Source organism: Dietzia sp. UCD-THP, from assembly GCF_000349585.1.
Taxonomy (GTDB): Bacteria; Actinomycetota; Actinomycetes; order Mycobacteriales; family Mycobacteriaceae; genus Dietzia; species Dietzia natronolimnaea_A.
This window is the reverse complement of the sequence record NZ_KB714653.1, coordinates 166,965-192,470: the sequence shown is the minus strand read 5'-3', so window position 1 is coordinate 192,470 and position 25,506 is coordinate 166,965. Positions and strand designations below refer to the sequence as shown.

The 25,506-nt window shown below is 68.3% G+C and carries 25 protein-coding genes and 2 riboswitches; of the genes, 11 read left to right on the top strand and 14 right to left on the bottom strand.

Annotated elements, in window-relative coordinates; all coding sequences use genetic code 11:
• Positions 1-21 precede the first annotated feature (21 nt).
• The gene (locus tag H483_RS32920; protein WP_017837606.1) at positions 22-1,305 is read left to right on the top strand and encodes an ABC transporter substrate-binding protein; all 1,284 of its coding nucleotides are present in this window, start codon (positions 22-24) and stop codon (positions 1,303-1,305) included.
• On the opposite strand, the gene H483_RS32915 is transcribed toward H483_RS32920, so the two are convergent.
• The 3 genes from H483_RS32915 to H483_RS32905 are packed head-to-tail and all read right to left on the bottom strand — an operon-like array spanning position 1,293 to position 5,580.
• Positions 1,293-2,777, bottom strand: a complete 1,485-nt coding sequence (locus H483_RS32915) for a cobyrinate a,c-diamide synthase (RefSeq protein ID WP_017837605.1) — start codon at positions 2,775-2,777, stop codon at positions 1,293-1,295. The two genes, H483_RS32920 and H483_RS32915, sit on opposite strands and share 13 nt — an antisense overlap.
• Positions 2,771-3,385: a cob(I)yrinic acid a,c-diamide adenosyltransferase gene (cobO, locus tag H483_RS32910; RefSeq protein ID WP_017837604.1), complete on the bottom strand. Its 615-nt coding sequence runs from the start codon at positions 3,383-3,385 to the stop codon at positions 2,771-2,773. Before cobO ends, H483_RS32915 begins: the two co-directional genes overlap by 7 nt.
• Entirely contained in the window at positions 3,385-5,580 is a 2,196-nt protein-coding gene (locus H483_RS32905; RefSeq protein ID WP_017837603.1) for a VWA domain-containing protein, read from the bottom strand. The genes cobO and H483_RS32905 overlap by 1 nt, the downstream gene beginning before the upstream one ends.
• A gap of 21 nt (positions 5,581-5,601) precedes the next feature.
• A riboswitch (cobalamin riboswitch) is annotated at positions 5,602-5,789 on the bottom strand.
• 75 nt (positions 5,790-5,864) lie between these two features.
• Between H483_RS32905 and H483_RS32900 the strand changes: the two genes are divergently transcribed.
• Both H483_RS32900 and H483_RS32895 read left to right on the top strand, forming a co-directional pair.
• Positions 5,865-7,127 carry a bifunctional cobalt-precorrin-7 (C(5))-methyltransferase/cobalt-precorrin-6B (C(15))-methyltransferase gene (locus tag H483_RS32900; protein ID WP_031265028.1) on the top strand — a complete coding sequence of 421 codons (1,263 nt, stop codon included), beginning with the start codon at positions 5,865-5,867 and terminating at the stop codon, positions 7,125-7,127.
• Entirely contained in the window at positions 7,124-7,879 is a 756-nt protein-coding gene (locus H483_RS32895; RefSeq protein WP_017837601.1) for a cobalt-precorrin-4/precorrin-4 C(11)-methyltransferase, read from the top strand. Before H483_RS32900 ends, H483_RS32895 begins: the two co-directional genes overlap by 4 nt.
• Before the next feature lie 125 nt (positions 7,880-8,004).
• Here H483_RS32895 and H483_RS38815 read toward each other — a convergent pair whose 3' ends face one another.
• The 8 genes from H483_RS38815 to H483_RS32870 form a co-directional block, all read right to left on the bottom strand.
• Positions 8,005-9,135 carry a DUF262 domain-containing protein gene (locus tag H483_RS38815; RefSeq protein ID WP_193746884.1) on the bottom strand — a complete coding sequence of 377 codons (1,131 nt, stop codon included), beginning with the start codon at positions 9,133-9,135 and terminating at the stop codon, positions 8,005-8,007.
• Position 9,136: 1 nt separating this feature from the next.
• The gene (locus H483_RS39245) at positions 9,137-9,730 is read right to left on the bottom strand and encodes a hypothetical protein (RefSeq protein WP_152428001.1); all 594 of its coding nucleotides are present in this window, start codon (positions 9,728-9,730) and stop codon (positions 9,137-9,139) included.
• A gap of 240 nt (positions 9,731-9,970) precedes the next feature.
• Entirely contained in the window at positions 9,971-10,930 is a 960-nt protein-coding gene (locus H483_RS40395; RefSeq protein ID WP_081615208.1) for an FRG domain-containing protein, read from the bottom strand.
• The gene (locus tag H483_RS32890) at positions 10,906-11,814 is read right to left on the bottom strand and encodes an FAD-binding oxidoreductase (RefSeq protein ID WP_017837600.1); all 909 of its coding nucleotides are present in this window, start codon (positions 11,812-11,814) and stop codon (positions 10,906-10,908) included. Before H483_RS32890 ends, H483_RS40395 begins: the two co-directional genes overlap by 25 nt.
• 208 nt (positions 11,815-12,022) lie before the next feature.
• A complete protein-coding gene (locus H483_RS32885; protein WP_238556331.1) occupies positions 12,023-12,910 on the bottom strand; it encodes an AraC family transcriptional regulator in 888 nt (295 codons plus the stop codon).
• 183 nt (positions 12,911-13,093) lie between these two features.
• Positions 13,094-15,589 carry a polynucleotide kinase-phosphatase gene (locus H483_RS32880; RefSeq protein ID WP_017837598.1) on the bottom strand — a complete coding sequence of 832 codons (2,496 nt, stop codon included), beginning with the start codon at positions 15,587-15,589 and terminating at the stop codon, positions 13,094-13,096.
• Positions 15,586-17,007 carry a 3' terminal RNA ribose 2'-O-methyltransferase Hen1 gene (locus H483_RS32875; protein WP_017837597.1) on the bottom strand — a complete coding sequence of 474 codons (1,422 nt, stop codon included), beginning with the start codon at positions 17,005-17,007 and terminating at the stop codon, positions 15,586-15,588. The genes H483_RS32880 and H483_RS32875 overlap by 4 nt, the downstream gene beginning before the upstream one ends.
• A 107-nt stretch (positions 17,008-17,114) precedes the next feature.
• The gene (locus H483_RS32870) at positions 17,115-17,417 is read right to left on the bottom strand and encodes a winged helix-turn-helix domain-containing protein (RefSeq protein WP_042329960.1); all 303 of its coding nucleotides are present in this window, start codon (positions 17,415-17,417) and stop codon (positions 17,115-17,117) included.
• A gap of 277 nt (positions 17,418-17,694) precedes the next feature.
• Here H483_RS32870 and H483_RS32865 point away from each other — a divergent pair, with 277 nt between their 5' ends.
• The 8 genes from H483_RS32865 to H483_RS32830 all read left to right on the top strand — a co-directional run bounded on the left by H483_RS32865 (position 17,695) and on the right by H483_RS32830 (position 22,820).
• Positions 17,695-18,717, top strand: a complete 1,023-nt coding sequence (locus H483_RS32865; RefSeq protein ID WP_017837595.1) for a sodium-dependent bicarbonate transport family permease — start codon at positions 17,695-17,697, stop codon at positions 18,715-18,717.
• A 14-nt stretch (positions 18,718-18,731) separates the two neighbouring features.
• A complete protein-coding gene (locus H483_RS32860; protein WP_017837594.1) occupies positions 18,732-19,022 on the top strand; it encodes a P-II family nitrogen regulator in 291 nt (96 codons plus the stop codon).
• Positions 19,023-19,042: 20 nt separating this feature from the next.
• A riboswitch (cobalamin riboswitch) is annotated at positions 19,043-19,255 on the top strand.
• 35 nt (positions 19,256-19,290) lie between these two features.
• Positions 19,291-20,031: an energy-coupling factor ABC transporter permease gene (locus tag H483_RS32855; RefSeq protein ID WP_017837593.1), complete on the top strand. Its 741-nt coding sequence runs from the start codon at positions 19,291-19,293 to the stop codon at positions 20,029-20,031.
• Complete coding sequence (locus H483_RS32850; protein ID WP_017837592.1) at positions 20,028-20,390, top strand: energy-coupling factor ABC transporter substrate-binding protein; 363 nt, start codon at positions 20,028-20,030, stop codon at positions 20,388-20,390. Before H483_RS32855 ends, H483_RS32850 begins: the two co-directional genes overlap by 4 nt.
• Positions 20,391-20,405: 15 nt before the next feature.
• The gene (gene cbiQ / locus H483_RS32845) at positions 20,406-21,134 is read left to right on the top strand and encodes a cobalt ECF transporter T component CbiQ (protein WP_017837591.1); all 729 of its coding nucleotides are present in this window, start codon (positions 20,406-20,408) and stop codon (positions 21,132-21,134) included.
• Positions 21,131-21,931 (top strand): energy-coupling factor ABC transporter ATP-binding protein, encoded by an 801-nt coding sequence (locus H483_RS32840; RefSeq protein WP_017837590.1) that lies wholly within the window; start codon positions 21,131-21,133, stop codon positions 21,929-21,931. Before cbiQ ends, H483_RS32840 begins: the two co-directional genes overlap by 4 nt.
• A 165-nt stretch (positions 21,932-22,096) precedes the next feature.
• Positions 22,097-22,354, top strand: coding sequence for a hypothetical protein (locus H483_RS40150; protein WP_238556330.1), 258 nt, complete (start codon positions 22,097-22,099; stop codon positions 22,352-22,354).
• Entirely contained in the window at positions 22,338-22,820 is a 483-nt protein-coding gene (locus tag H483_RS32830) for a BLUF domain-containing protein (protein ID WP_017837588.1), read from the top strand. Before H483_RS40150 ends, H483_RS32830 begins: the two co-directional genes overlap by 17 nt.
• A 48-nt stretch (positions 22,821-22,868) precedes the next feature.
• Here the strand turns inward: H483_RS32830 and H483_RS32825 are convergent, their stop codons facing one another.
• The 3 genes from H483_RS32825 to H483_RS32815 are packed head-to-tail and all read right to left on the bottom strand — an operon-like array spanning position 22,869 to position 25,458.
• Positions 22,869-23,654: a ferric iron reductase gene (locus H483_RS32825; RefSeq protein ID WP_017837587.1), complete on the bottom strand. Its 786-nt coding sequence runs from the start codon at positions 23,652-23,654 to the stop codon at positions 22,869-22,871.
• A complete protein-coding gene (locus H483_RS32820) occupies positions 23,651-24,457 on the bottom strand; it encodes an ABC transporter ATP-binding protein (protein WP_193746883.1) in 807 nt (268 codons plus the stop codon). Before H483_RS32820 ends, H483_RS32825 begins: the two co-directional genes overlap by 4 nt.
• Positions 24,454-25,458 carry an iron ABC transporter permease gene (locus H483_RS32815; protein WP_152428011.1) on the bottom strand — a complete coding sequence of 335 codons (1,005 nt, stop codon included), beginning with the start codon at positions 25,456-25,458 and terminating at the stop codon, positions 24,454-24,456. Before H483_RS32815 ends, H483_RS32820 begins: the two co-directional genes overlap by 4 nt.
• Between the last annotated feature and the right edge of the window lie 48 nt (positions 25,459-25,506).

Here is a 25,506-nt window from a genome sequence, read left to right as displayed (position 1 = left end):
TCGAACACCGAGGAGAACACCATGAAGTCCAAGACGCTACGCAGCGGGGTGGCCGGCCTGGCGGCCATCGCTCTGGTCCTGTCGGGGTGTGGCCGCGACGACGACTCCGACACCGAGGTCGCCGGGATCACCGAGGAACCGTGTCCGAACGCGGTCGACGAGTCGAACGGCTGCATCTACCTGGGGGCGATCACCGACCTGACGGGACCGTTCTCCCCGATCGGCGCCCCGATGATCGAGGGCGCACAGGCCTATTGGCAGAACGTCAACGAGAACGGGGGCATCGACGGCTACGAGGTCGACATGGTGACCCACGTCCGGGACAGCGGGTACAACGAGACCACCCACTCCCAGGAGTACTGGGAGATCAGAGATCAGATCCTGGTGCTGGCGCACTCGCTGGGAACCGCCCACACCAACGGCATCCTCGACGACACCCGGCAGCAGAACATCCTCGCGGTCCCCGCCTCGCTGGGATCGAACTGGCTCTTCGAGGACGGCGTGCTGGAGTTCGGCACCAGCTACTGCGCCGAGGCGATGAACATGGTCGACTACGCCGTCGACGAACTCGACGCGACGAGCGTCGGCATGGTGCACTTCCCCGGTGACTACGGCGACGACGCCGCCAACGGCGCGGAGATCGCCGCTGAGGAGCGCGACGTCGAGTTCACCCGGTACACCACGGCTCCCGGTGGCACCGACGAGCAGACCGCGGTGATCCAGCGCATCCTGGCCGACCGTCCGGACGTCGTCCTGCTCGCGACCAGCGCGATCGAGACCGGCGCCATCGTGGGCGCGACCGTCGCTCAGGGCTACGAGGGCCAGTTCATCGGATCCACCCCCACCTGGAGCGCGGGGCTGATGGGGAGCCAGGCGGCCCCCGCGCTGGAGGCCCGCTACCGTAGCGCCGCCACTGTCGCGCCGTGGGGATTCGACTCCGAGGGCCACAACGAGATGCGGGAGTTCGCCGAGTCCATCGGCGCGGAGCCCAACGACTGGTTCGTGCTGGGATGGGCCGCCCAGACCGTCATCCGCGGTCTGCTCCAGCAGGCCATCGAGAACGACGACCTCACCCGGGCCGGGGTCTTCGAGACCGCCGACCAGCTGACCGGGCTGGACACCGACGGCATGTTCGCCGAGGGCGCCGGTGACTACTCGGGTGAGGTCAACGAGCACGCGTCGCGCTCGACCATCTTCAACCGGATCGAGGCGGGCAGCCCGACGGGTCTGGTCCTGGAGGAAGAGTGGTACGAGGGTCCGACCGCGGCCGACTTCGAGTTCACCGAGGCGTGCTACCTCATGTGACCGAGCACGACCCGAGCACCTGATACCGGCCGCCCGTCGACCCCCGTCGACGGGCGGCCGGCTCGGGCGGCTCGGGCGACCCCGGCCGCGAACCTCGCGGCCAGCGCGGGGTGCCCGGCCCAGTGGGTGTGCAGGTATGACGCGTGCAGGGTGGGGGTCGCGAAGCCTTCGACGCTGTCCCCCCACGTCCACGCCGCCGCCGCTCCGGAGCCCGGGGTGACGGTGGTGCGGTGGAACTCGTGGCCAGTGACCTCGGTTCCCGCCGCGGTGAGGAGGTTCGTCGACCCCGCGGTGACGCGGCGGTAGCCCAACGTGAGGCGCGGGGACATGGCCGCGTCCGCCGGCACGGCGCCGATCATCGGGGCGCCGTCGAGGGTGCGACAGAGGTAGAGCAGGCCCGCACACTCGGCCACTGTCGGTACGCCGGCGCCGAGGGCGGTGCGCAGCGCCGCGAGCATGGGACGGTTGGCGGCCAGCCCCGCCGCGTGCACCTCCGGGAACCCGCCGCCGAGGTAGACGCCGGCGGTCCCCTCGGGCAGGGCGGAGTCGGCGAGGGGGTCGAAGACGGCCACGTCGCATCCCGCGGCGTCGAGCAACTCGACGGTCTCGGCGTAGCGGAAGGTGAAGGCGCGGCCCCCCGCCACGGCGACGACCGGACGACGCGGACCGGACAGCGACAGCGCCGGCGGTCCCGAGTCGGGCAGGCCACCCACAAGCGCCTCCTCCGCGGACCAGGTCGGCCCCGACAGTGGCGGTGCCGTGTGGGCCAGACGCATCACCGCGTCCAGGTCCACCGAGGTGGCGAGGCGATCCGCGAGGTGGTCGAGGCTGCCGGCCGCCCCCGGTCGCTCGGCCGCGGGGACCAGGCCGAGGTGGCGGGACGGGGCGGTGACCTCGTCGTCCCGGCTCAGCACCCCGAGCACGGGGATCCCCAGGGGCTCCAGCGCGCGTCGCACCTCGTCCGAGTGGCGGAGAGAGCCGGCCTTGTTGAGGATCACGCCGCCGATGCGGACGGACGGGTCGAACGTCGCCATGCCCAGCACCACGGCGGCGATGCTGCGCGAGGCGTGGGAGATGTCCACCACCAGCAGCACCGGGGTGTCGGTGAGACCGGCGACGTGGGCGGTGGAGGAGAAGCCGTCGCCGCCGATCTGGCCGTCGTACAGGCCCATCACGCCCTCGATCACGGCGACGTCGGCCGGGCGAAGTCCGGCCTGCGCGCCGTGGAGCAGCAGGGGGACGATCGTGTCCTCGCCGACCAGGTGCGGGTCGAGGTTGCGGCCCGGTCGTCCGGTGGCGAGCTCGTGATAGCCCGGGTCGATGTAGTCGGGTCCCACCTTGTGGCCCGAGACCGTCAGGCCCCTGCGCCGCAGGGCCGCCATCAGCCCCGTGGCGACGGTGGTCTTGCCGTGCCCGGAGGCCGGGGCCGCCACCACGAGTCGGGGCAGCTCGGTGCGCGATCCGGTCACCATTCGATCCCCCTCTGCCCCTTCTGGCCGGCGTCCATCGGGTGTTTGACCTTGGTCATCTCGGTGACCAGGTCGGCGGCGTCGAGCAGCCGGGGGTCGGCGTCGCGGCCGGTGATCACCACGTGCTGGCGGCCGGGCCGCGAGGTCAGCGTCTCCACCACGTCCTCGACGTCCACCCAGCCCCACTTCATGGGATAGGTGAACTCGTCGAGCAGGTAGAGGTCGTGACGCTCGTCAGCGAGCCGGCGCTTGATCTCCGCCCAGCCCTCGGCGGCGTCGGCGGCGTGGTCCTCCTCGGTGCCGTCCTTGCGCGACCACGACCAGCCGGAGCCCATCTTGTGCCACTCCACCGGCCCGCCCTCACCGGTCTCGGCGTGTAGTCGGGCGAGGCGCTCCATCACCGTCTGTTCGCCGATGCGCCACTTGGCGGACTTGACGAACTGGAACACCCCGATGTCCCAGCCCTGGTTCCAGGCGCGCATGGCCAGCCCGAACGCGGCGGTGGACTTCCCCTTGCCGGGCCCGGTGTGGACCATGATCAAAGGCTTGTTGCGGCGTTGCCGGGTGCTCAGCCCGTCGTCGGGCACGCGGGTCGGTTGTCCCTGCGGCATCAGGCCACCTCTCCCTCTGGGTGTGCGGGGCTCTGACGCGCGGCCGTACGGGTGCGGACGGTGTGGGTCAGCCCCTCGGCCGTCACCTCGCCCAGGGGGATGTGCTCGGCGCCCAGGTGGGCGGCGAGTTCGGAGGCCAGGCCCATGCGGAACCGGCCGCTCTCGCAGTCCACCACCACCGAGGCCACGCCGAGGGAGGCCAGCCCGGCCGCTGCGTCGAGCGACCGGGCCATGGCGTCCGGGCCGTGGGTGGCGCGGCCGTCGGTGACGACGACGACGAGGGGTCTGCGCTGCGGATCGCGCACCCGGGCGATGCGGAGCACCTCGGCGGTCGTGAGCAACCCCTCCGCCAGTGGGGTCCGGCCACCCGCCGGTAGTTCGGCCAGCCGGGCGGCGGCCACGTCCACCGAGGAGGTGGGCGGCAGGGTTATCTGCGCGCCGGACCCCCGGAAGGTCACCAGTCCCACCGTGTCGCGTCGGCGGTAGGCGTCCATCAACAGAGACAGGATTGCTGTCTTGACCTGCTCCATTCGGGTGCGCGCGGCCATGGATCCGGAGGCGTCCACGCAGAACAGCACCAGGTTGGCCTCTCGTCCCTCGCGCACGGCCGAGCGCAGGTCGCGGGGGGACAGGAGCAGTCGCCCTCCGTCGAGTCCTGCCCCGCGCCCCCGCGCGGCCTGCCGGGGCGCGGCGGCGCGGATGGTCGCGGGCAGGTGGACGTCGGACCCGGTGAACCCGGTCGAGCCGGTGCGGCGGCCGGTCGTGGTGATCGCGCGGGACCGGCGGCCCGAGACGCCGTGGCCGGTCCCGGCGACGGTCAGCAGCCGCGTGCGGTACGGGTCCGAGCCCGCCGTGACCGTCCCCGGTTCGGTCGAGGCGCCGCCCGGTCGGCCCTCTGCGCCGGTATCCGCCCCGGCATCGGTGCCGGTGTCAGGGCTCGGTTCGTCCTGGGCCGCATCCGACTCGGCGCGTCCGCAGTCCTCCGCGGAAGCGGAGGGGTCGGCGTGCTCGGCGGAGGCGCCCGACCCGGCGTCCTGCCCGCCGGTCGTGTCGTTGCCGGCGGTGTCGTTCCCGGCGGTGTCGACGTCCCCTGCCGCGCCGTCCGCGCCGGGATTGTCGTCCCCGGCCGGGGTTTTTGCCTGGGGGTCGGGCTCGGTGTCGAGATCGGGATCGGGATCGGGCTCGTCGTCGTCCCCCAGGAGGCGGTCGAGGAGGTCCTCGTCGAGCCCCGGGGCGTCGAACGGTGCGCGGCGACGGCGGTGGGGGAGCGCCATGCGCGCGGCCACGCGGATGTCGACGCGGGTGATGCGGTTCCGGCCCTCCCAGGCGGCGTGGGCGGCGGCCGTGCGCGCGGTGACGATGTCGGCGCGCATGCCGTCGACGTCGAAGCCGGCGCAGACGGTCGCGATCGTGGTCAGCGCCCAGTCGGTGAGCTCGATGCCGCCCACGCGCTCCCGGGCGGCGACGATCCGCTCGCGCAGGGCGAGTTCATCCGCCGCGAAGGTGGCGGAGAAGCGCTCCGGGTCGGAGTCGAAGGCGACCCGGCGGCGGATCACCTCGGCCCGCAGCGCCGCCTCGCGCGGGGCGGACACCTCGACGGTGAGGCCGAAGCGGTCGAGCAGCTGGGGCCGGAGCTCCCCCTCCTCGGGGTTCATGGTGCCGATCAGGACGAAGCGGGCGGCGTGCTCCACCGACACCCCGTCCCGCTCGACCGTCACCCGGCCCATGGCGGCGGCGTCGAGGAGCTGGTCCACCACGTGGTCGTGGAGCAGGTTGACCTCGTCCACGTAGAGCAGTCCGCGGTGAGCGCGGGCCAGCAGGCCGGGCTCGAACGCGGTGACGCCCTCGCTCAGGGCCTTCTCCAGGTGCAGCGACCCGGCGATGCGGTCCTCGGTCGCGCCGATCGGCAGCTCCACCAGACGGACCGGCCGGTGCTCGGTGGGCGCGTCGTGGGGGATCGGTCCGTCGGGGGTGTCGGTGCCGCGGTCGGACGGGGCGCTGGAGAACCTGTCGCCGGCCACGACCTCGATCTGCGGCAGGATCCCGGCGAGCGCGCGCACCATCGTGGACTTGGCGGTGCCCTTCTCGCCGCGGATCAACACACCGCCGACCGACGGCGAGACCGCGTTCAACAGGAGGGCCAGCGCCATGTCGTCGGAACCGACGACGGCGCTGAAGGGGTAGTGCAGTGGCATGGGGGCTCCCGCTCTCGTCTGCCAGGCTGGTCAGCGCGAGGCCGGTCTCCGGACTTCCCGGCTCATCTCGGGCGATAGCGCTGGACGCGTTCGCCTCAGAGGCCGGGTCACCGTAGCGGGCCCTGTGCCGGATTCTCACCGGCTTCCCTGATTCTCCCCTCCGCACCGCCTGGGGCGGGTCGTGGGGCACCTCGTGCTGTTGGGGTGTAGTTGTCTCTCCTGGCCGAGGCTACCCAGCGTCCTCGCGCTCCGGGCGGTCGGGCCGGGCGGTAAGGTTCCGCGTCATGAAAGTACGGGTGGTGGTCGTCGGCATCGGCGGTGACGGCTGGGCCGGCCTCGACGAGGCCCGTCGCCGCGCCGTCCTGAGTGCCGACGTCCTGCTGGGCGGGGAGCGGCACCTGGCGATGGTGCCCCCCGAGGTCACCGCCGAGCGGGAGCCGTGGCCGCGGCCACTGCGCTCGGGGCTGCCTGATGTGGTGGAGCGCTACGACGGCCGGTCGATCGTGGCCCTGGCCTCGGGTGACCCGCTGGTGGCCGGGGTGGCCACGACGTTGATCGGCCTGCTCGGCCCGGAATCGGTGGAGGTACTTCCGGCGGTGTCGTCGGTCGCGCTGGCCCGCGCCCGGATGCGGTGGCCAGCCGAGACGGTGGCGGTGCTGCGCGACCACCGCGAGCTCCCCGGTGTACTGGCGCCGGGGCAGCGGCTGGTGGTGTTGAGCGCCGACCGGCACACTCCTGGGGACGTTGCCAGGGCGCTCGCCGTCGCTGGTTTCGGGGACAGCGTGCTGACCGTCCTCTCCGATCTGGGGAGCCCGGCCGAGGCACGTCAGAGTTGTGTGGCGCGCGACTGGGATCCGGGCCGCGCGGTGCCCCAGCTGCACGTCCTTGCCGTGGAGTGCCTGGCCGGGCCCACCTCGCGCCCGCTCGGTGTGGCCCCAGGACTGCCCGACGACGCCTTCGAGAACGACGGCCAGCTCACCCGCCGCGACCTACGCGCCTCGGCTCTCTCGCGGCTTGCTCCGTCGGCCGGCGAACTGTTGTGGGACGTAGGCGCCGGCGCCGGATCGGTGGGCATCGAGTGGATGCGGGCACACCCGTCCTGCCGCACTGTGTCTGTAGAGGCCGATCCCGAGCGGGCCGCGCGCGTGGAGCGGAACGCCGCGCGGCTGGGGGTGCCGTCGCTGGAGGTCGTCCACGGGCGCGCGCCGCAGGCGCTCGAGGGGCTCCCTCGCCCCGATGCGGTGTTCGTGGGCGGCGGAGGCACCGCGCCCGGCCTGCTGCGGCAGTGTTGGGAGGCGCTGCGTCCCGGCGGCAGGCTGGTCGCTCACGCGGTGACGATCGAGACGGAGCGGGTGCTGATCGATGCCCGCGCGGAGTTCGGCGGTGAGCTCGTACGGTTCCACGTGGAACACGCCGACTCGATCGGCTCGTTCACCGGCTGGGCCCCGGCGCGGGCCGTGGTGCAGTGGTGCGCGATTAAGCCCTTCGCTGTTATGGCAGATTCCGCCGCTGCGGCGGACTCCGGGGAGACAGGGGAGACCTCGTGACAGTTCACTTCGTCGGGGCCGGCCCCGGCGCCGCCGACCTGCTCACGCTGCGCGCGGCTGCGGCCCTGGCCGCGGCGGACGTCTGCCTGTACGCGGGCACCTATCTGGACGACGGCGTGCTCGACCACTGCCGATCAGGCGCGCGGCTGGTGGACACCCAGCACCTGGACCTGGACGGGATCATCGCGGAGATCGTCGCCGCCCACGCCGAGGGGCTCGAGGTGGTGCGACTGTGCTCGGGTGACCCGTCGCTGTACTCGGCCCTGGCCGAGCAGACCCGCCGGCTCGATGCAGCGGGCGTGCCCTGGGACGTGGTGCCCAGCGTCCCGGCCTACGCTGCCGCCGCCGCCGAGCTGGGGGTGGAGCTGACCGTGCCCGAGGTGGTGCAGTCCGTCGTGTTGACCCGCGTCCAGGCCCGATCGACGGTGATGCCGTCCTCCGAATCGCTGGAGAACTTCGCCGCCACCGGCGCGACGCTGGTGCTGCACCTGGCGATCACCCGGATCCGCGAGCTCGCCGAACGGCTGGTTCCCACGCACGGCGCGGACTGCCCGGTGGCGGTGGTGGCCAATGCGAGCCGCCCGCACCGCGTCGAGCTGCGGGGCACGCTCGCCGACATCGCCGATTCGGTCGAGGCCGCCGGCCTGCGCCAGGCCGCGGTGATCCTGGTGGGCCGGGCGCTGGTCCGGCCGGGGGAGGCGGAGTCGTGGTTGTACGCCTCGGATCCGGAAAGGGAGTCGAAGCGGCGATAGAGGCGGATAGTATGGAAGCTACGGTCAACCCATTTCCCAGTTCCTCGCCGCAGGAAGCCCCTAGTCGCCGCAGACTTTAGCTGTGCAGCACGAGATGCAATACCGCCCACGGATCCGATTTTTGGTTATTCAAGGAGTCCACGTTCTTTTTCGAGTTGCCTTAATACCACTCTGCGCAACTCGCGTGTACGGGCTCTTCGAGACCCAAGATCCGATGAATTACGAATCCCGGCGAGGTATCCCTCAATGATTTCTCGTAGCATGTCCTCTGGCATATCGACCAGTTGCGACAACTTGGCCACCCGGTCATCTAGCCCTGTCTGTCCCTCACGTTTATTGGCAGATACTGCCCCTTGAAACTCGTCCAGGGTGGAACCTAGCTGATTAAGCGTGTCTTCGCTAGCCGTCGAAATGAAATCAAACTCGCCCCAACATACGTGTAATAGGGTGAACATATCAATGATGTTCGACCAGCGGACCTGCCCTTGCCATTTTACTATGCGTGAGACGACTGTAAGCATCTCTAGGAACTGAGTAGCCTTTTCGCTGTATTCGTCGAAGTTTGCTGAGAGCTCGTCGTAGCGCTCATCCAGCGCAGCCTTTTTATTAGACAGGCCGAAGACGCACATGCCAAAGACCTCAGCGAAAAACTCGAGATCGCCGCCACGCTTTCGTCGTTCGCCGCTGAAGACTCCAGAATCTGTCGTTAAGCGGTGGGAGGCGCAGTCTTTAAGGAAGTCAAAGAACGGGCCCGGCAGAAGTGCGTTCCTGAGCTCTTGCTCTGTCAAAACCATATTGACGCGATTCACTCTCGCGAAGACGGCCCTGACGAACTCGTCGTCGAGGTTTGAGAGTCTGCGAATGGGGAACCGATATTGAAAGAATGACTTCCTTTCATCTTCTGGTAGGTCGCGAAAAAGGGCTCCCTCGTACTTTTTCGCAATTTCGACCTCTTCAAGTCCCGTTAAGGTGTACTTGTTTTCGAGGTACTCCAGGAGTGCAGTTAGTCGCTGTTGGCCGTCCACTACCGATACGGTTTGGTTTCCGTCTGGGTCCGTTTCGTACGCCAAGTACAATTCAGGAATCGGATAGCCTAACAGAATGGTCTCCATCAGGGAGACCTTTGCTGCGTCGGGCCAGACTGCTTGGCGCTGGTATTCTGGGCGTAGAATTAGACCACCGGATCTATGCATATTTCTGATGTCGGCGACCGTTAAAGAGTCGATATCAAACGTGTGCGGCGAGTCTGTCGCCATGTTAGATCCCATCCTCGATTGCTCGGTCTCTCGCACCGGAGACTCCGATTAGTTGGTACTCCCTTAGGGAGCGGTGATTGCGATATAGACGGTAGTTGATCTCGCGGTCATTGAGTTCGTCCCCCAATAGGTCAGCGATCTCGTCGCGGACATACGACCACCGCTCGCCAAAGGATAAATGTGGCAGGACAATATCGAGGGCGATGCACTCCTCGAATACGAGCTTTCCTAGATATCGCTTCTTGGAGTCAAGCTCGATTCGGCTTCCTATTAGGTCCCTTAGTTCAAGCCATGCGGCATCGAATATTTCGTTGGATACTACTGCGATGTCCAAGTCCGACTGGGCGTCGAACAGCTTGAAGTTCTTCCTTGGACTCAGTGAGTACCCCAGCCTTGCACTGCCGACAAGTTGTACTCCAGTCGGATCCACTCTGAGGCGTTTTGCTACTTCGTGCCGCCAGCGTACATATTGAACACTGGATGACCAGACCGCGGGCGTGTCGTCGAAGAGACGGGCTGACACGAAGTACTCAACATCGCGATCTAATTCATTGAACTCGCGCCAAAACTGCTGGATGCCATTAGCTTCCGACATTTGGTCCTCTCTGTAATGTTCCTTTGGGCTACGAGCTTAGTTTAGAGTCCATCGCTGCGCGGGCGCAGTCCAAAGCTGCTGCGCCCTGCTGCTCTAGAACCGAACTGGCCCCCCAAGTATGGCGCGTCGTCGATTCCTTAGTGAATCGATTGGCAACGGCAGTCGGCACCCTTTTGTCTACTGGCCCCACCGCGCGTGGGAACTTGGATCGTTCTCTGGATTCGCGCTAACAGTGACGTCTCACCAAGGGGGCAATTTGTCGCTCCGTATTAACGATACCGCACTGCATGAATCTACAAACTGCCGGTAAGCATCCGAGTTCAGAGGCTCCGGGAACACGTATTTGTCGTCGAGTTGGTGCTGAATCCGTAGCCATTCGCGGAGTGGATTCTTAATCGGGGCCGGCAGTCGAATGGCCACACACTTGCTGTCTGGAATGGGATGCTCACCGGTCGAAGTTTCGGCAGATCCAGACGTCGATAGATGTGACAGGAACTCGCTCGTCGTCATTATGTCGATTCCCGTTGTAGTTGCTGGATTCGAGTGAGAAATAGCAGAGAAGAGAAGCAGGCCGCGTTGAATTCGTTGGCGGGACGTCAAATAGGGCGGATCGAAGAGGTTTACCTGGTTTGGAGTTGCCCCGTTGTCAAAGGCGGCCGCCGCGTCAAAGTCGATGAACGGCCTAACCCAGGCGGCGCTGCTTGGTCGGTATCTGTAACAAAAGAGAACGCCGTCGTACTGGTCGTTTGAAGCGTCGAAACATGCCATGGCAAGGGCGGTCATGAGGTCGGATGAGAAGTCTAAGAGGGGAGTCGCAGCGCCTTGGTGCTGTAGGTATGCGAGCAGCTGCATTTCGGTGACACCACGGAGTTGAGGGGGGCAGATTCCCAGCGCGCGAGCCCCGTTCAAAATGGTTCTAGTGAGTAGCGAAACTGACCGGTCGGTGAACTCGTTCTGGCCCAAGCCCCACTGGCTGGTGTCCCTGAGGGCTCGATGTATCCCCGGGGATAGAACCCAGGGGCGGGACTGTCCGCGCCAGAAAGTGCGCGTTGAGTAGTCGCCGTCCGCCAACCGCGTGTATCGATATGCCAGATGGGTGAGGATTCCTATCCATGAGCCAAGGGATGCTGGCCCATCTTCATTTCCTATGGGCAAAGTCACTAGGTGGTCGGTGTCTATGCTGTTGGCCGTTGGACGCATGGGCAACGATAGCGTGGGGCGACAGCAAGCGGATGTAGTTGCCTGTACGTGCCGAGGTCGAGGTCCGCGATGACCGGGCCGATGCGGTCCCCGTCGTTGAAGCCCGGAGGCGCCGTCACGTGGTGCACCTCTTGGCGCATCGGCCGGGTCGTGATCGTGAAGTCGTCTCCCACGCCGGCCATGTCGTTCAACGTCGGCGACCAGGGGCCGGCGACGTTGACGACGACGGGCGCGCTCACTCGTTCCCCGTCGGTCAGGTCGACGCCGGCAACGCGGCCACCGGACCGTCGCACGGCCGCGACCTGCCTCCGGAAGAGGAACTGCGCGCCGGCCTCTCGCGCCGCGGTGGCCAGGTTGACGGCGGCAAGCATCGGGTCATCCACATAACCACCATCGGGGGTCCACAGTGCACCGAGTTGACCCACCGGATCGCCCCAGAAGGCGTCGTCGTCGAGCCGTTTGGGAGGCCAGAAACGGCCGGGGTCGAGGCCGGGAACGCGGGCGGCGAGGGTCGTTGCGTCCCACACCTCGTAGGGCACGCCGGCCCGGTCGAACAGGGGCATCACCTTGTGGGTCGGGGCCACGTCGACGGCGAGGAACACCATCCCGGTGCGGCGGAAGCCGGCCATCCCCACGGGGTCGACCATGCCGAGGTGGCCGGCCCAGTCCTCCCAGCAGTGCTTGGCCTCCCACGCCGCCGCGACGCTGGGGAAGATCGAGTAGTTGAACCGGACCACGGCGCTCGAGGCGCTCGTCGAGCCCTGACCGGGTCCGTGGAGCCGGTCGACGACGACGACCCGGAGGCCGGCGCGCGCGAGCTCGAGGGCTGTCGACGAGCCGATGACACCGGCCCCGACGATGATGGCGTCCGCAGTGAGATTCACTCGACAATGGTCGACCGGCGGCGGGCCCCCCGGGAATGGTCGTCTGTCAACGAATCGGGCGGTCGACCGCGACAGGAGAAGCGCGCCCAGACGTCTTTCGGCTCGCGGCCATCACTGGCACCTGTCGGTCGCCGGGGCCGCGAGTTCCGCGAGTCGTGATGTGGTGGGTCGGGATCGGAGATACTCCGGAGCCCGACCCGTACCCCAACTACGCGCGCTCGATCGGGAACCAGAGATCGCAGGTAGCCGTAGTGAAGTCCGGAGCGCGATCGAGAACCGAGACGATCGACGGGCCGGGGCGCAACCTCCACGGGTTGGAGGGGAACCACTCTGTCGATGACGCTGCGTACGCCTCCTGCAGGGCCGCCGGATGCGGCCCGGAGGTACGGAAGACCACCCACTCCCCAGCGGCCATGTCGATCACGTCGAGGTCGTCGGGAACTGCGGCGTCGACGGCGACCGCCACTCCGTGTAGGTAGGTCAGTTCACTGCCCTCCACGTAGTCGGGGTCAACATCGGCGCTGACCTGCAGCAGCCCCGAAGGCTCGGTATCGCTGAGTTGCTTGAGGCGATCGTGCTCGGAGGCGGGCAGAGAAGCGATGTGTCGCTGGATGTGCGCGTTGACGCCCTCGTGGCTTAGTGGCACCCGAGTGGCGTGGCCGATCAGGCGGAAAGCGTGGTGGTTGAGAATTCGGGCATCCATGGGGACATTCCCTTCGACGGTCAGGCGGAACCTGAGTTGCGGTTGGCTGCGAAGGGGGCCGCCATTGCGTCGAACGTCACCATGGCTCACGCCGTGCACGGCACGGAATGCTCGACCGAAGGCCTCGGTGGAGCCGTACCCGTACCGCACGGCGATCGTCAGTAGGTCTTCGTCACCGACCAGGTCGGACGCGGCAACGGTCATCCGTCGACGCCGGACGTACTCGGACACCGGCATCCCCGCGAGTGACGAGAACATCCGGCGGGCGTGATAGCCGGTCGTCCCCATCTCGCGGGCGATCGTATCGACGTCGAGTTCATCGCCGAGGCGTCTTTCAAATTCGTCGACGAGGCGGTTCAGAAACTCGATCATGGTTGCTCCCTTCAAGGTCAACTCTCGTCAGTCAGCGACCTGCGCGCCCGACTACTCCGGTCCGATGTAATCGGATCGGCGATATCCGGAGAGCGTGGCCTGACATGTAGAGACTCGTTAACCGCCACTCATCCGGGACGAGGACGACTCGGCGCGAGGTAGAACGTACTGCGACACTGTCGGCCGGGTTCGCTGGGCAGTCACTCACAACCGCGGGTCGACGGGTTCGGACTCCATGGCCAGGACACCGAAGACGCACTGGTGAACGCGCCAGATCGGCTCGCCGGCTGCGGCCCGGCGTGCCCCTTCGAGGCCGAGCGCGTACTCCCGCAGCGCCATGGAGCGCTTCTGTCCGAGCGAGCGATTCTTCAGCCCGGCCAGTGTCGCCGGGGTGGTGTAGTCGGCGCCGTAGATGATGCGCAGGTACTCACGCCCGCGGACCTTGAGTCCGGGCTGGGCCAGGCCCTTCTTCCCGCGGGTGAGGTTGGCCAGTGGCTTGACGACCATGCCCTCACCGCCGGCCGAGGTGAGATCGTCCCACCACGCCGACCCCGCGGCGCGCGAGCCGCCGTCGGCGACATCGACGTCGAGGCGGCGTGTGGTGCGGAACAACCCCGGGTCGGCGGCGATGAGTCGGTCGGCCAGGTCCAGGTGCCAGTGATGATCCCGGTTCTCGTAGGTGCCGGCGTCGCTGGCCACGATCTGGAACGGAGCGATCTGCAGGCCGAGGTCGTTGTCGACCGGCTGCATATAGCGACGGTAGGCCTCGACGAACCGCTCGGCATTGCCCGCCCGGGTGCGTGTCCGGTCCAGCAGGGTCCCCACGTCGATGCCGCGGTGGGCGGCGGCGTCGAGCACGTGGAGAGCCGCGGGGAGAGCGGTGGTAGCGGCGGCGCCCACTGCGGCGTACTGGTCACGGATCATCGGCTCGGCTTTGAGCGTCCACGGCAGGATTTCGGTATCGAGAAGCAGCCAGGTGGCGCCCAGGTCCTCCCACACCCCGGCGGCTGTGGCCGCGCGAGCGATCCGCTGCAGGACCACCGACTGCTGGTCTTCGGGCAGGAACGCGCGACCGGTGCGGGAATGGATCACCCCGTCGCCCTGGTCGGTCACGCGGACGACGGCGCGGGAACCCATGTGCTTCTCCTGGCAGATCACCCGATCGACTCCGTGCGCGGCGAAGTAGTCAAACGCCTGATCAGGGTGTTCGAGGAAGCCGTCACGCGGGGAGCTGTCGACCGGCGACATGGTCGGCGGGAGGTAGAGTAGCTGCTCCGGGTCGACGGCGAAGCGGCTCATCACCTCCAGCGCCCCGGCCGCATTGTCGTCGCGCATCGACACCCGTCCCATGTACTGGGTCTCGATCACCCGGGGCCCGAGGACATCGGTCAGTTTCAGGGTCGCGGGATCCCGCTCGGGCGGCGCTGGGGGCCGGATCGGTTCGTAGTAGGTGTCCTGGGCGGGGACCGAGACGGTCTGGCGTTCCGGGTAGCGAAGCGCGGTCAGGGATCCGCCGAAGACGCACCCGGTGTCCAGGCACATGGTGTTGTTGACCCACTCCGTCTCGGTGACCGGGGTGTGTCCGTACAGCACCGTCGCTGCTCCGCGGTAGTCCTCGGCCCACGGGTACCGCACGGGCAGACCGAACTCGTCGGTCTCGCCGCTGGTGTCTCCGTACAGGGCAAACGCCCGTACCCGCCCGGATGCGCGACCGTGGTACTTCTCCTTCAGGCCGGCGTGTGCCACGACCAGGTTGCCGTCGTCCAGAACGTAGTGCGCCACGAGACCGTCACAGAACGCACGAGTTCTGGCGACGAAAGAGCCGTCCTCCGTCGCCAACTGGTCGAGGGTCTGTTGCAGACCGTGGGTGGCCTTGACCGTCCCTCGCCCCAGCGCCTTGGCGAGCTTGGCCTCGTGGTTTCCCGACACGCACAGGGCGTTGCCCGACTCGACCATGCCCATCGCCAACCGGAGAACCCCCGGCGAGTCGGGCCCGCGGTCGACCAGATCGCCCACGAACACCACGCGTCGAGACTCAGGGTGGCGGGCGTCGACCGCGCGGCCTTCCTGGTCCCTCTCCAGGGCGTAGCCCAGCGTCCCGAGCAACTCCTCCAACTCGAGGCGGCACCCGTGGACATCTCCGATCACATCGAACGGCCCGTGGTCGTCGCGGCGGTCGTTGAACAACCGGGTCCGCACGATCGAGGCGTCGGCCACCGCCTGCTCCGAATCCAGCACGTGGATGGAGCGGAACCCCTCCTTCTTGAGTCCGCGCAGCGAGCGGCGCAGCTGGTCCTGCTGGCGCTTGATGACCCGGGCGCCAAAATCGCGATCCGCGCGGGCCGCGTTGCGCTCCACCGCCACCGAGGTGGGCAGGTCGAGGACTATGGCGGCGGACAACACGTCATGCTCCTTGGCCAGGGCCAGCAGAGACTTGCGGGCCGCCGGCTGGACATTGGTCGCGTCGATCACGGTCAGCAGCCCCCGCGCCAGTCGCTTGCCTGCGATGAACTCCAGCACCGCGAACGCATCTGCGGTGGCGTCCTGGGCATTGGGGTCATCGCAGACCATCGCGCGGCAGTCGTCGCTGGAGATCACCTCTGTCCGGGCGAAGTGTGTAGCGGCGAAGGTCGATTTGCCGGAACCGCTGGCACCGATGAGCAGGACCAGGGACAGCTCCGGGATGGACAGTTCACTCATGCGGACACCTCCACTGGGGCGGACTGACTGAACACGGCCATCTGGGTCGGCGGCCCGACCTGCGGGTCGGACTCGCCCACGGGAAGGAAATTCACCTGATAAGCGTGGGTGCCGGCCACGGAGTGGGCCCAGGACTGGAACTGCTCCCGCGTCCACTCGAATCGGTGATCCGGGTGCCGGAAGTCTCCTGCGGCCAGTGCCGGGTAGTGCACGTTGTATTCGGCGTTGGGCGTGGTGATTACCACGTGCCGGGGACGCATCGCGCCGAACACGTTTCGCACCACCGCCGGCAGACGGTCGGGATCGACGTGCTCGATCACCTCCATCAGGATCGCCATATCGAGATCGGCCAACCGCTCGTCCTCGTACATCAGGGAGGAGCGCAGGAGGGACAGGCGGTCGGCCTGGCGCTCGGTCATCGAGTCCACGTTCAACCGCGTGGCCGCCTTGACCAAGGCGATGTCCGAGACCTCCGTGCCGATCACGCGTGCCACACCCTGGACCTTGAGCAGACCGCCCAATAGGGAGCCTGAACCGCAGCCCACATCGGCGATCGACACCGGCGCCAGGTCGCGGACCACCTCCAGCACCGCGTCGTGACGCAGCCTGACCAGGGGACGAGGGGCGAGGGCAGCGTCCGAGGCAGCGGTGTCGTGGGCGATCTCTGCGGTGCGGTCGTCCAGTTCGGCGAGACGGGCCAGGGCGCTCTCGCGTAGATCTCGCTGGCCGGCCAGGTAGCGGTGCGCCACCAGATTGCGCTCCGGGTGCCCGGGCAACCACCGGTCACCGGCACGCAGCAACTTGTCGACCTCGTCCCGGCCCACCCAGTAGTGCTTGACCTCATCGAGGACCGGGAGCAGGACGTACAGGTGACTGAGCGCGTCCGTCAGTCGCACGGACCCGGTCAGCGTCAGACTCACCAGTGGCGCCGCGCCCCACTGGGGTCGGGTGGCGTCGAACGCGATCGGTTCGGCCTGGACGTCCCATCCCAGTGGCGTGAACAACCGACGCACCAGATCGGGTTCACCGGGGACCGCCGGCAAGGTGACCGTCAGATCCAGCGGAGCCTGGACCAGTTCCTCGTAGCCGACACAGTGGCCGTTGAGTGCCGACCGGAACACCTTTCCCATCGCTACCGCCAGCAGCGACGACGCCACGTACGGGCGGTCGTTGACGTAGTGCCCGAGTGCGAAGGCGTCACTGCGCCCGGAACGCCCACGGACCAGGGCGACCGGGTCCACCTCCAGCAGCACTGCGGCAGTACACGCCTCCGCGCCGACCTCGGGGTAGAACACGTGCGCCGTGCCCGCATATACGCCGAATGACTGCACTTTGTCGGGATGCTTGTGCAGCAGGAATCCCAGATCACTTGGCGTGGCGAGCGCCTCCGAACGGCGGGCAGTGATCGTCAGTAACATCCGGTCAGTCTGCCCCAGCTCGGCGGGCGGGGCGGCACTGTGGTCCGAACCCCGTGTCGACGGCGGTGGAGGCCGGCTGTCGGGGCGCCACGATCAGTGCCGACGGGTCACTCGTTGCCGTCGCCAGCACCCTTTCGCGGGGCCCCCAGCACGCTGAGGATCTCGCCGACCATGTGGTCCCGTTCGAGTGGGTGGCGCAGCGGCAGGTCCCGGTTCAGGCTGTAGCGGTTACGGCGCCCGTCCCGGATGCGCTGGAGGTACCCGGCCTCCTCCAGCTCGGCCACGATCCGCTGGGTGGCCCGCTCGGTGATCCCGACCGCGTCGGCGATGTCGCGCAGACGCGTCTCGGAATCCTGCGCGATGCACAGCAGGACGTGCGCGTGATTGGTGAGAAACGTCCACTCCGCCACCACACCACCCCATCACCGACGACTTCCGAGTGCCATTTTGCCTGACGCGAATCACGGTACGCATGTGGGCGTCCACGATGCCCGATCTCCCGCGGTGCCGGCCCTTGCGCCGCGCCACGACACACGACATGGATTTAGGCTGTTATAAAACACGTCTTGCAAGTCGTGTATTGTCGTTCCCGTTACTCGCTCGGAACAGCCGGCCCGCGCGCCACCACGGAGATCCGCTCGCCCCGCTCGGCGGCGTACGGACTCCGGTCAGATCAGGGGAGACTCGATGGACCTCAGCATTCTCGGCAGCCTCACGGACCCGCCGATCCTGTTCTTCTTCCTGGGGCTGTTCGTCGCCGCGGTGCGCTCCAACCTGGAGATCCCGGCCCCCGTCACCAAGTTCCTGTCGCTCTACCTGCTCATGGCGATCGGGTTCAAGGGTGGACAGGCTCTCCGCGAGACCGGTCTGACCGGCCGCGCCGCGGCGGTGATCGGCATCGCCCTGCTCCTGGCCCTGGTGATTCCTGCGCTGGGCTTCCTGGTCCTGCGGCGCAGGGTGAACGAGTTCGATGCGGCCGCCATCGCCGCCACCTACGGGTCGGTCAGCGCGGTGACGTTCATCGCCGCGACGCAGTTCGTGACCGCCCGTGGGGAGGAACCCGGCGGGTACATGACGGTCGCCCTGGTGCTGATGGAATCGCCCGCGATCATCATGGCGGTGCTTCTCGCCACCTGGGCACGGTCACGTCAACGCTCAGCCCAGATGGCGGGCGACGTCGCGGGGGCCGGAGCCTCCGGTCCCGCGTCGGGAGCACCCCTGTCGATGCGGGCGATCCTGCACGAGGCGTTCACCGACGGCGCGCACCTGCTGCTGATCGGGTCGCTCGTGATCGGCACCATGGTGGGGGCCGACGCCGGCGAGGCCATGTCCCCGTTCGTCAACGACATGTTCAAGGGCCTACTGGCCTTCTTCCTGCTCGAGATGGGCCTGCTCGTCGCCCGTCAACTCCGCGAGGTCCGCGACGTGGGTCCGTTCCTGATCGGGTTCGGCATCGTGATGCCCCTGATCGGAGCATCGATGGCGCTGGCCCTGGGTGCACTGGCCGGGCTACCGGTCGGCGACCTGACCATGCTCGCCGTGCTCGCGGCGAGCGGGTCCTACATCGTCGTCCCGGCCGTGGTGCGCTACGCGATCCCCGAAGCGCGACCGTCCCGGTACTTCACAATGGCTCTTGCCGTGACGTTCCCGTTCAACATCGTCCTCGGCATTCCGCTCTACTACACCGTCGCCCAGCACCTGGGCGCCTGAGGCGAGGAGATCCCATGAGAGACGTCAAACGGATCGAACTGGTGGTGGAATCCGGGGTCGCCGGGAGGTTCCTCGGCGCGTTGGATTCGCTGGGCCTGACCCATCGCACCGTGATCCCGGGAATCTACGGGCGGGGACAGCACGGTGAGCGGGGCGGGGACCCTTTCTCCACCTTCGACAACACCTTCGTGCTCGTGGCGGTCGACCCCGACCGGATCGACGAGGTCCTCCTGGCGCTGCGCCCCCTTCTGGAGTCCGTCGGTGGCATGTGTCTGGTCTCGGACGCCCAGTCGGTGCGGTACTGAGCCGGCACCCGGGAGGGGGCTAGGATCTGCTCAGCTGCGGTGCTCGGGAACCCGGTGTGAGACCGGGGCGGCCCTCGCCACTGTGAACGGATGATGTCGCAGGTCCTCTGTGCCACTGCTCGCACGCGTTGTGTGGGTGGGAAGGCGGACCCGCGGCGATCCGGTCCATCCCTACTGGGGTGGGCCGGGAGAACCCGTGAGCCAGGAGACCGGCCGTGGCTGCCACCACGAGTGCCCGCGAGGTGACGGGCAGAAAGGTCTCAGGTAGATGCATATCGCAGAGGGTTTTCTCCCCTCGGCGCACGCCCTGGCATGGACGGCCGTCGCGGCACCGTTCGTGATCCACGGCGCGCGCGAGGTCATCAAGACCGTCCGCCGGACACCGGAAGCAGGCGTCCTGCTCGGCGTGGTCGGCGCGTTCACGTTCGTGATGTCGGCCATCAAGCTCCCCTCGGTGACGGGGTCCAGCTCGCACCCCACCGGGACCGGGTTGGGGACGATCATCTTCCGGCCCCCGGTCATGGCGTTCATCGCGACCGTCGTGCTGATCTTCCAGGCGCTGCTACTCGCACACGGCGGCCTCACCACGCTCGGCGCGAACGTGTTCTCCATGGGGGTCGCCGGGCCGTGGGTCGCCTACGGCGCGTTCGTCCTGTGCCGACGCGTCGCGGTGCCACTGCTCGGTGCGGTGTTCGTGGCCGCGTTCCTCGCCGACCTGGTGACCTACCTGGTGACCAGCGCCCAGCTCGCGCTGGCGTTCCCGAGCGCCGAGCACGGAGTGTGGTACTCGATGTCCGAGTTCCTCGCCGTCTTCGCGATCACCCAGATCCCGCTGGCGATCGTCGAAGCCCTCATCGTCGTGGTGATCGTCAGCGTTCTGCTGCGCATCGCCTCCCGTGAACTCGATCTGGTGGGCTTCTTCCGGAGGGCCCGGCTGGCCGTGGTGGAGCCGCCCACGGGCGCCGACGAAAACCCCGCCTCGGTCGAGACCACGGAGTCGGTGCGATGAACAGGAAGACGCACGTCAACGCATGGGTGTTGGTGGGACTGCTCGCCGTGGCGGTCGCGATCGCGGTGTTCTCGCTGGTCTACGGCGCCCGGGCGGGCGGCGAGTTCGAGGGCGCCGACGGACAGGCGGAGGGGACCATCGGCATGGTCTCCCCCGACTACGAACCGTGGTTCGAGCCGCTCCTGCCCGAGTTGCCGGGAGAGGTCGAATCCGGGGTGTTCGCCCTGCAGGCGGGGATCGGCGGCGGGATCGTGGGCTACGGCCTGGGCGTACTCCGCACGCGGACCAGGCAGCGCCGCGAGGCCGCGACGGGTGCCACCCAGGCGCCGGCGACGGCCGCGGGACCGACCGGGCACTGATAGACCGGGAACCAGGTGAACCCGCTCGAACTCGCGGCGTCCCACAACCGCTGGACGAACCTCCCCGTAGCCGAGAAGCTCCTGCTCTTCGGCGGCCTGCTGGTGGCGGCACTGCTCGTGCCGCCACCAGTGGGCCACCTGGTGATCCTGGCCGTCTGTTGCCTGTGCGCGGTGGCCCTCGCCCGCGTCCCCGTGCGCATCTATCTCGCCGCGCTCCTCGCCCCCGTCGCGTTCCTGGCCGTGGGGGCCGGCCCGCTCGTCCTGGATCTCGTGAACTGGCGCCTCGTGGTGGATCCGGCCGGGGTGGACACCGCGTGGCGGACGGTGAGCAGAGCGATCGCCGCGACGGCCGCCACCATCACCCTGGCGTGCACCACTCCCGTCGCCGACCTCCTGGCCGCTGGCCGCAGGGCCGGGTTGCCCGGCCCGCTGGCGCACCTCGTCGACACCACCTACCGACTCATCGGCGTGCTCATCGACTCCGCGCGCACCCTGCGGCACTCCCACGACCTCAGACTCGGGCATCGCACCAGCCGGGCCGCGATCCTGTCACTCGGGACGCAGTTCGCCTCGGTCTTCGTCCTCGCGGTCAGGCGGGCCCGGGCGATCGACGACGCCATGTCCCTGCGCGCCGAGCGAGGACAGACGGCAGTGCTCGCCGCGGCGGCCCCGGTCTCGGCCGTCCACGTCGTCGTCATCTGTCTGGTCCTGGTGTCCGTGGCGACGGTGGGGGTACTGACGTGAGCGTTCTCTCGCTCCGCGGCGCGCGGTTCTCTTATCGGCGTGTGGACCCCTCCGGTGCCCGTTCTCAGACCGTCCTCGACGGCGTCGATCTGACGATTCCGGCCGGGGCGACGATGGCCCTCCTCGGAGGAAACGGCAGCGGAAAGACCACCCTTCTGCGGCTGCTCGTGGGCCTGAACCGCCTGGAGGTCGGGGAGTTACAGCTCGACGGGGAGCAGGTGAGGGATCGCCGGGCCGACCGCACCCGCCTGCGGCAGTCGGTGCAGATGGTGCTCCAGGAACCCGATGACCAGATCTTCGCGACGACCGTGCGGGCCGACGTCTCCTTCGGCCCGGTGAACCTGGGGCTCGATCGGGACGAGGTCGCCCGGCGGGTCGACGGGGCGCTGGAAACGCTGGCGATCGCCGACCTCGCGGACCGCGTCCCCCATCACCTGTCTTTCGGCCAGCGCAAGAAGGTGGCCTTGGCCGGTGCGCTCGCGATGCGTCCCCGCGTCCTGCTCCTCGACGAACCGACGGCCGGCCTCGACCCGTACTCCGGCGCCGAGCTGCTCGAGGCGCTGGAGGCTCTGCGTGGCGGCGGGACCGCGATCCTCATGGCCACGCACGACGTGGACCTCGCGTGGGCCTGGGCGGAGGAGGCGGTGGTGCTCTCCGGCGGAGCCCTCACCCGCGGCCCGGCCCACCAGGTGTTGCGGGACGAGGCACTTCTCGCCGCCGCCAGGCTCGCCACCCCGTGGGGGGCCGCGGTGTCAGACCGGCTGGGCCGGACCATCACGCGGCCGGAGGAGGTCTGACCGCGGTGGCGAGGGTCGTGCGGGTGCGCCATGATGGTGCTCGGTGCTGCCGCAGCGGCGCGTGTCCTCTCTCGCTTGTCCACGTGCGTGACGACATCAGGTGTCATCGGCGTGGTCAGACGGCCCGATCGGGTGTGACGTCGTGGAGAGGTGGAGGGATATCGGTTGACTTCGGCAATCGACGGAGACGAAGACGTACGAGAGATCCGGTGGTCGGAGGTGGAGGACCGCTTCTTCGTCGGTAGTTTCCGGGGGAACTTCGTGGGGTACATCAACCACGATCCGGACGGTTCTTTCACCTGCTTCGACAGCACGTCGAGGCCGCGAGGTGAATTCACATCCCTGGAGAGCGCGATGGGCAGCCTCAACAATCTGTACCTCTCCGATTCGATCAAGGGGGAGCCCAATGACGGTGGACACTGAGGCGCACGCGTCACCTGAGATCGGCGAATTGAAGTACCTGGTGTACACGAGTACACCGGTGCGGAAGATGATGCCGGCAGATCTGGAGTCCATCCTGTTCACCTCCCGGGAGCGCAATCGGGCGGCCGGGATCACCGGCGTCCTCCTGTTCAGGAACAACTGCTTCATCCAGTTCCTCGAAGGTCCGCCGGCGGAGATCGACAGGTTGATGACGCAGATCGCCGCCGACGACAGGCACAGCCGTGTCCGGGTGCTGCTGACGGAATCCACGTCCGAACGCAGCTTCGCCGACTGGAAGATGGGTTTCGGCATCCCCACCGAGACCCGGTCCACCGGAGTCCACGGCGTGCGGGACAGCTTCAATGATCTGACCGGCGGAGGGGGTTATGACGTCGTGCGCCAGGCCGCCGAGGACTTCTCGATCTGGTTCAAGGTCAAGGAGCGTTCGATCTCGACCTCTACCTGAGTGGCGTGATCGGGGACGCCGTGCCTCACGCGCGGTAGGCCCGCGGGGTCACCCGCCCGCCAGCGCTTCGGAGAAGCGCTGCGTCCGTTCGTCGTGGCTGAGCCGCGAGCACCACGAGCAGAACCGACCGTCGGGGGCGGCGTACCAGTGGCAACAGGACTTGCGGTCGTAGAACAGACGTGATCCGGCGGCACCGTGGAGCACCCTGAAGTCGCCTCCCCGGTCCATCTCGGGCCGGGCGGACAGCAGGGTCTCGGCACGCTCGCGGACCTGGTCGGTCGTCAGTCCGGTGCCGGTTCGGTCCACGAGTGCGCGGAACCCTCCGGCGAAGCCGGCGGCGATGTTCCCGATGAGGTTTCCCATCCCTGGCCCCGTCTCGGCGCTTATCGCCCGGGCGAGCGGACGAAGGTGGCCGTCGACGGTGGCGGAGAGGACCTGCTCGGGGGTCGCGTCGTCCAGGGCCCGCGGCGAGTGAAGGATCAGCAGGTCGGGTGACCCGTCGGTGAACCGGACCGAGACCCCCGCCGCGTGGAGGTCGAGTGCCACGCCGTGGATCGCCCACGCGGCGACGGCGACCCCGCAGACACGGTGGCAGTAGCGCTGGAAGACCAACGACGCGGCGTGACGTCCCGTCACCATCCCACGGGATCGGGCGTGGAGTTCCACCATCCTGCGGGCCTCCCCGGATCCCGGGTCGCACAGCTGCGAGCCGTGGAAGAGATGCTCGCCCGCCGCTGTACTGCCGGCCGCTGTGTCGCCCCAGGCGGTGCTGGCGACTCGAAAGGGCGGACCGAGCGCGTCTACAGCTGTGAGGAGCGCGGTGATGTCGGTCATGTCTCGGACTTCCTTCTCTTCGTCGGCACCACGTACCTGGCGCCGTTGAGCTCGACCACATCGGCCACGGGGCCGTACAGGGTCTCGACGAATTCGGTGGTGATGAGGTCGGCCGGTCGCCCGTGCGAATGCACGCGCCCCTGATCGAGGACGAGCAGGCGGTCGCAGAACGCGGCCGCCAGGTTGAGGTCGTGGAGGACGATCAACACGCCCACGCCGTCGGTGTGGGCCAGGTCGCGCACGATTTCCATGATCTCCAGCTGGTAGCGCAGGTCGAGTGCGCTGACCGGCTCGTCGAGCAGGAGGTACGGCGTTCGCGCGGCAAGGGTGCGGCCGATCAGCACGCGCTGCTGCTGACCGCCACTGAGCTCGAAGGCGCGCCGGGACGCCATGCCCGCGAGCCCCAACCGCTCAGCGGTGTGGAGGACGATGTCGAGTGTCGCCTCGTCGCCGAGGCGTCGCCGGTCCAGGGCCAGACTCATCGACTCGGCCACGGTGAGCGCCCGGCCCACCCCGTCGTCGTGTTGTGGGACGTACCCCAGGATCTGCGCGCGGCGGCGCGGGCGAACCCGCGCCAGGTCGGTTCCGTCGGCCACGATGGTGCCGGACCGGGGCGAGATCACACCGCACACGGATTTGAGCAGGGTGGACTTGCCGCAGCCGTTGGGGCCCAGAACACCGACGATGTCCCCGGGGGCCACGTCCACGTCGATGCCGGTGATCACGGCCGAGCCGCGGCGGCGGTGTGCAGCCGTCAGGCCACGCACCCGGAGGCCCGTCGTGGATCTCGAGTCGTCGGTCACCGAGACCACCGGCCCTCGCGCAGGATCAGCCACAGGAAGACCGGCACCCCGATGAGGGAGACCACGATCCCCACCGGGACGATGATCGGGCTCAGGGTCAGGCGCCCCACCAGGTCCGCCGCCAGGATGATGCTCGCCCCGGTGATCGCGGTGAGGGGGAGGCGGTAGCGTTCGTCCGCGCCGACCAGCATGGATGCGATGTGCGGAGCCACGAGGCCGATGAACCCGATGACTCCGGTCACGCTGATCACGGTGGCCGCGACCAGGGTGATCGACAGCCCGGTCTCCAGGCGGAGCCTGGTGACTGACACGCCCAGAGCGCGCGCCACCTCATCTCCCGCCGCGAATCGCTGGTAGTTGCCTGTGTTGGCGCGGGCGTGCAGGCAGGCCAGGGCCACGACGACGGCGGCGATCGCGATCTGGGACCAGGTCGCCCGGCCGAGGTCCCCGAACGTCCAGTGGATGATCGACGAGAGCTGCTGTTCGTCCGCGACGTACTGCAGGCCCGCCGCCAGAGCCGAGAACAGGTAGCTCAGGGCGATGCCGGCCAGGATGATCGCGGTGGGACCCATTCGCGTGACCGTCGCGATGGAGAAGACCAGCAGTGAGCACAGGACCGCGCCGATGAACGCGGCGACCATCGTGCCCAGGGTGCGGGAGCCGACGATCGACAGGCCCGTGAGAATCGCGACCGAGGCGCCGAACGCCGCGGCGTTGGAGATCCCGGTGGTGAAGGGGCTGGCCATGGGGTTGCTGGTGATGATCTGCATGCCCGCACCGGCCACCGCGAGCCCGATGCCGGCCACGACGGCCATGGCGATCCGCGGCAGGCGGAGCTGCACCACCGCCACCCATTCGTTCCACGTCAGGGGGGTGGCCCACCGGTCGCCGCCGGGCAGGAGCGTGGCCAGCAACCTGACCGAGCTGATGTCGGTCACGCCGTTGACCACGCCCGCCCAGGCGAGCGCCACCATGATCGCCGCCGCGGCAGCCAGGATCATCCGTCGTGTGCGACGGGTCCTGAGGATGACCCGGCGATCCTCGCCGGA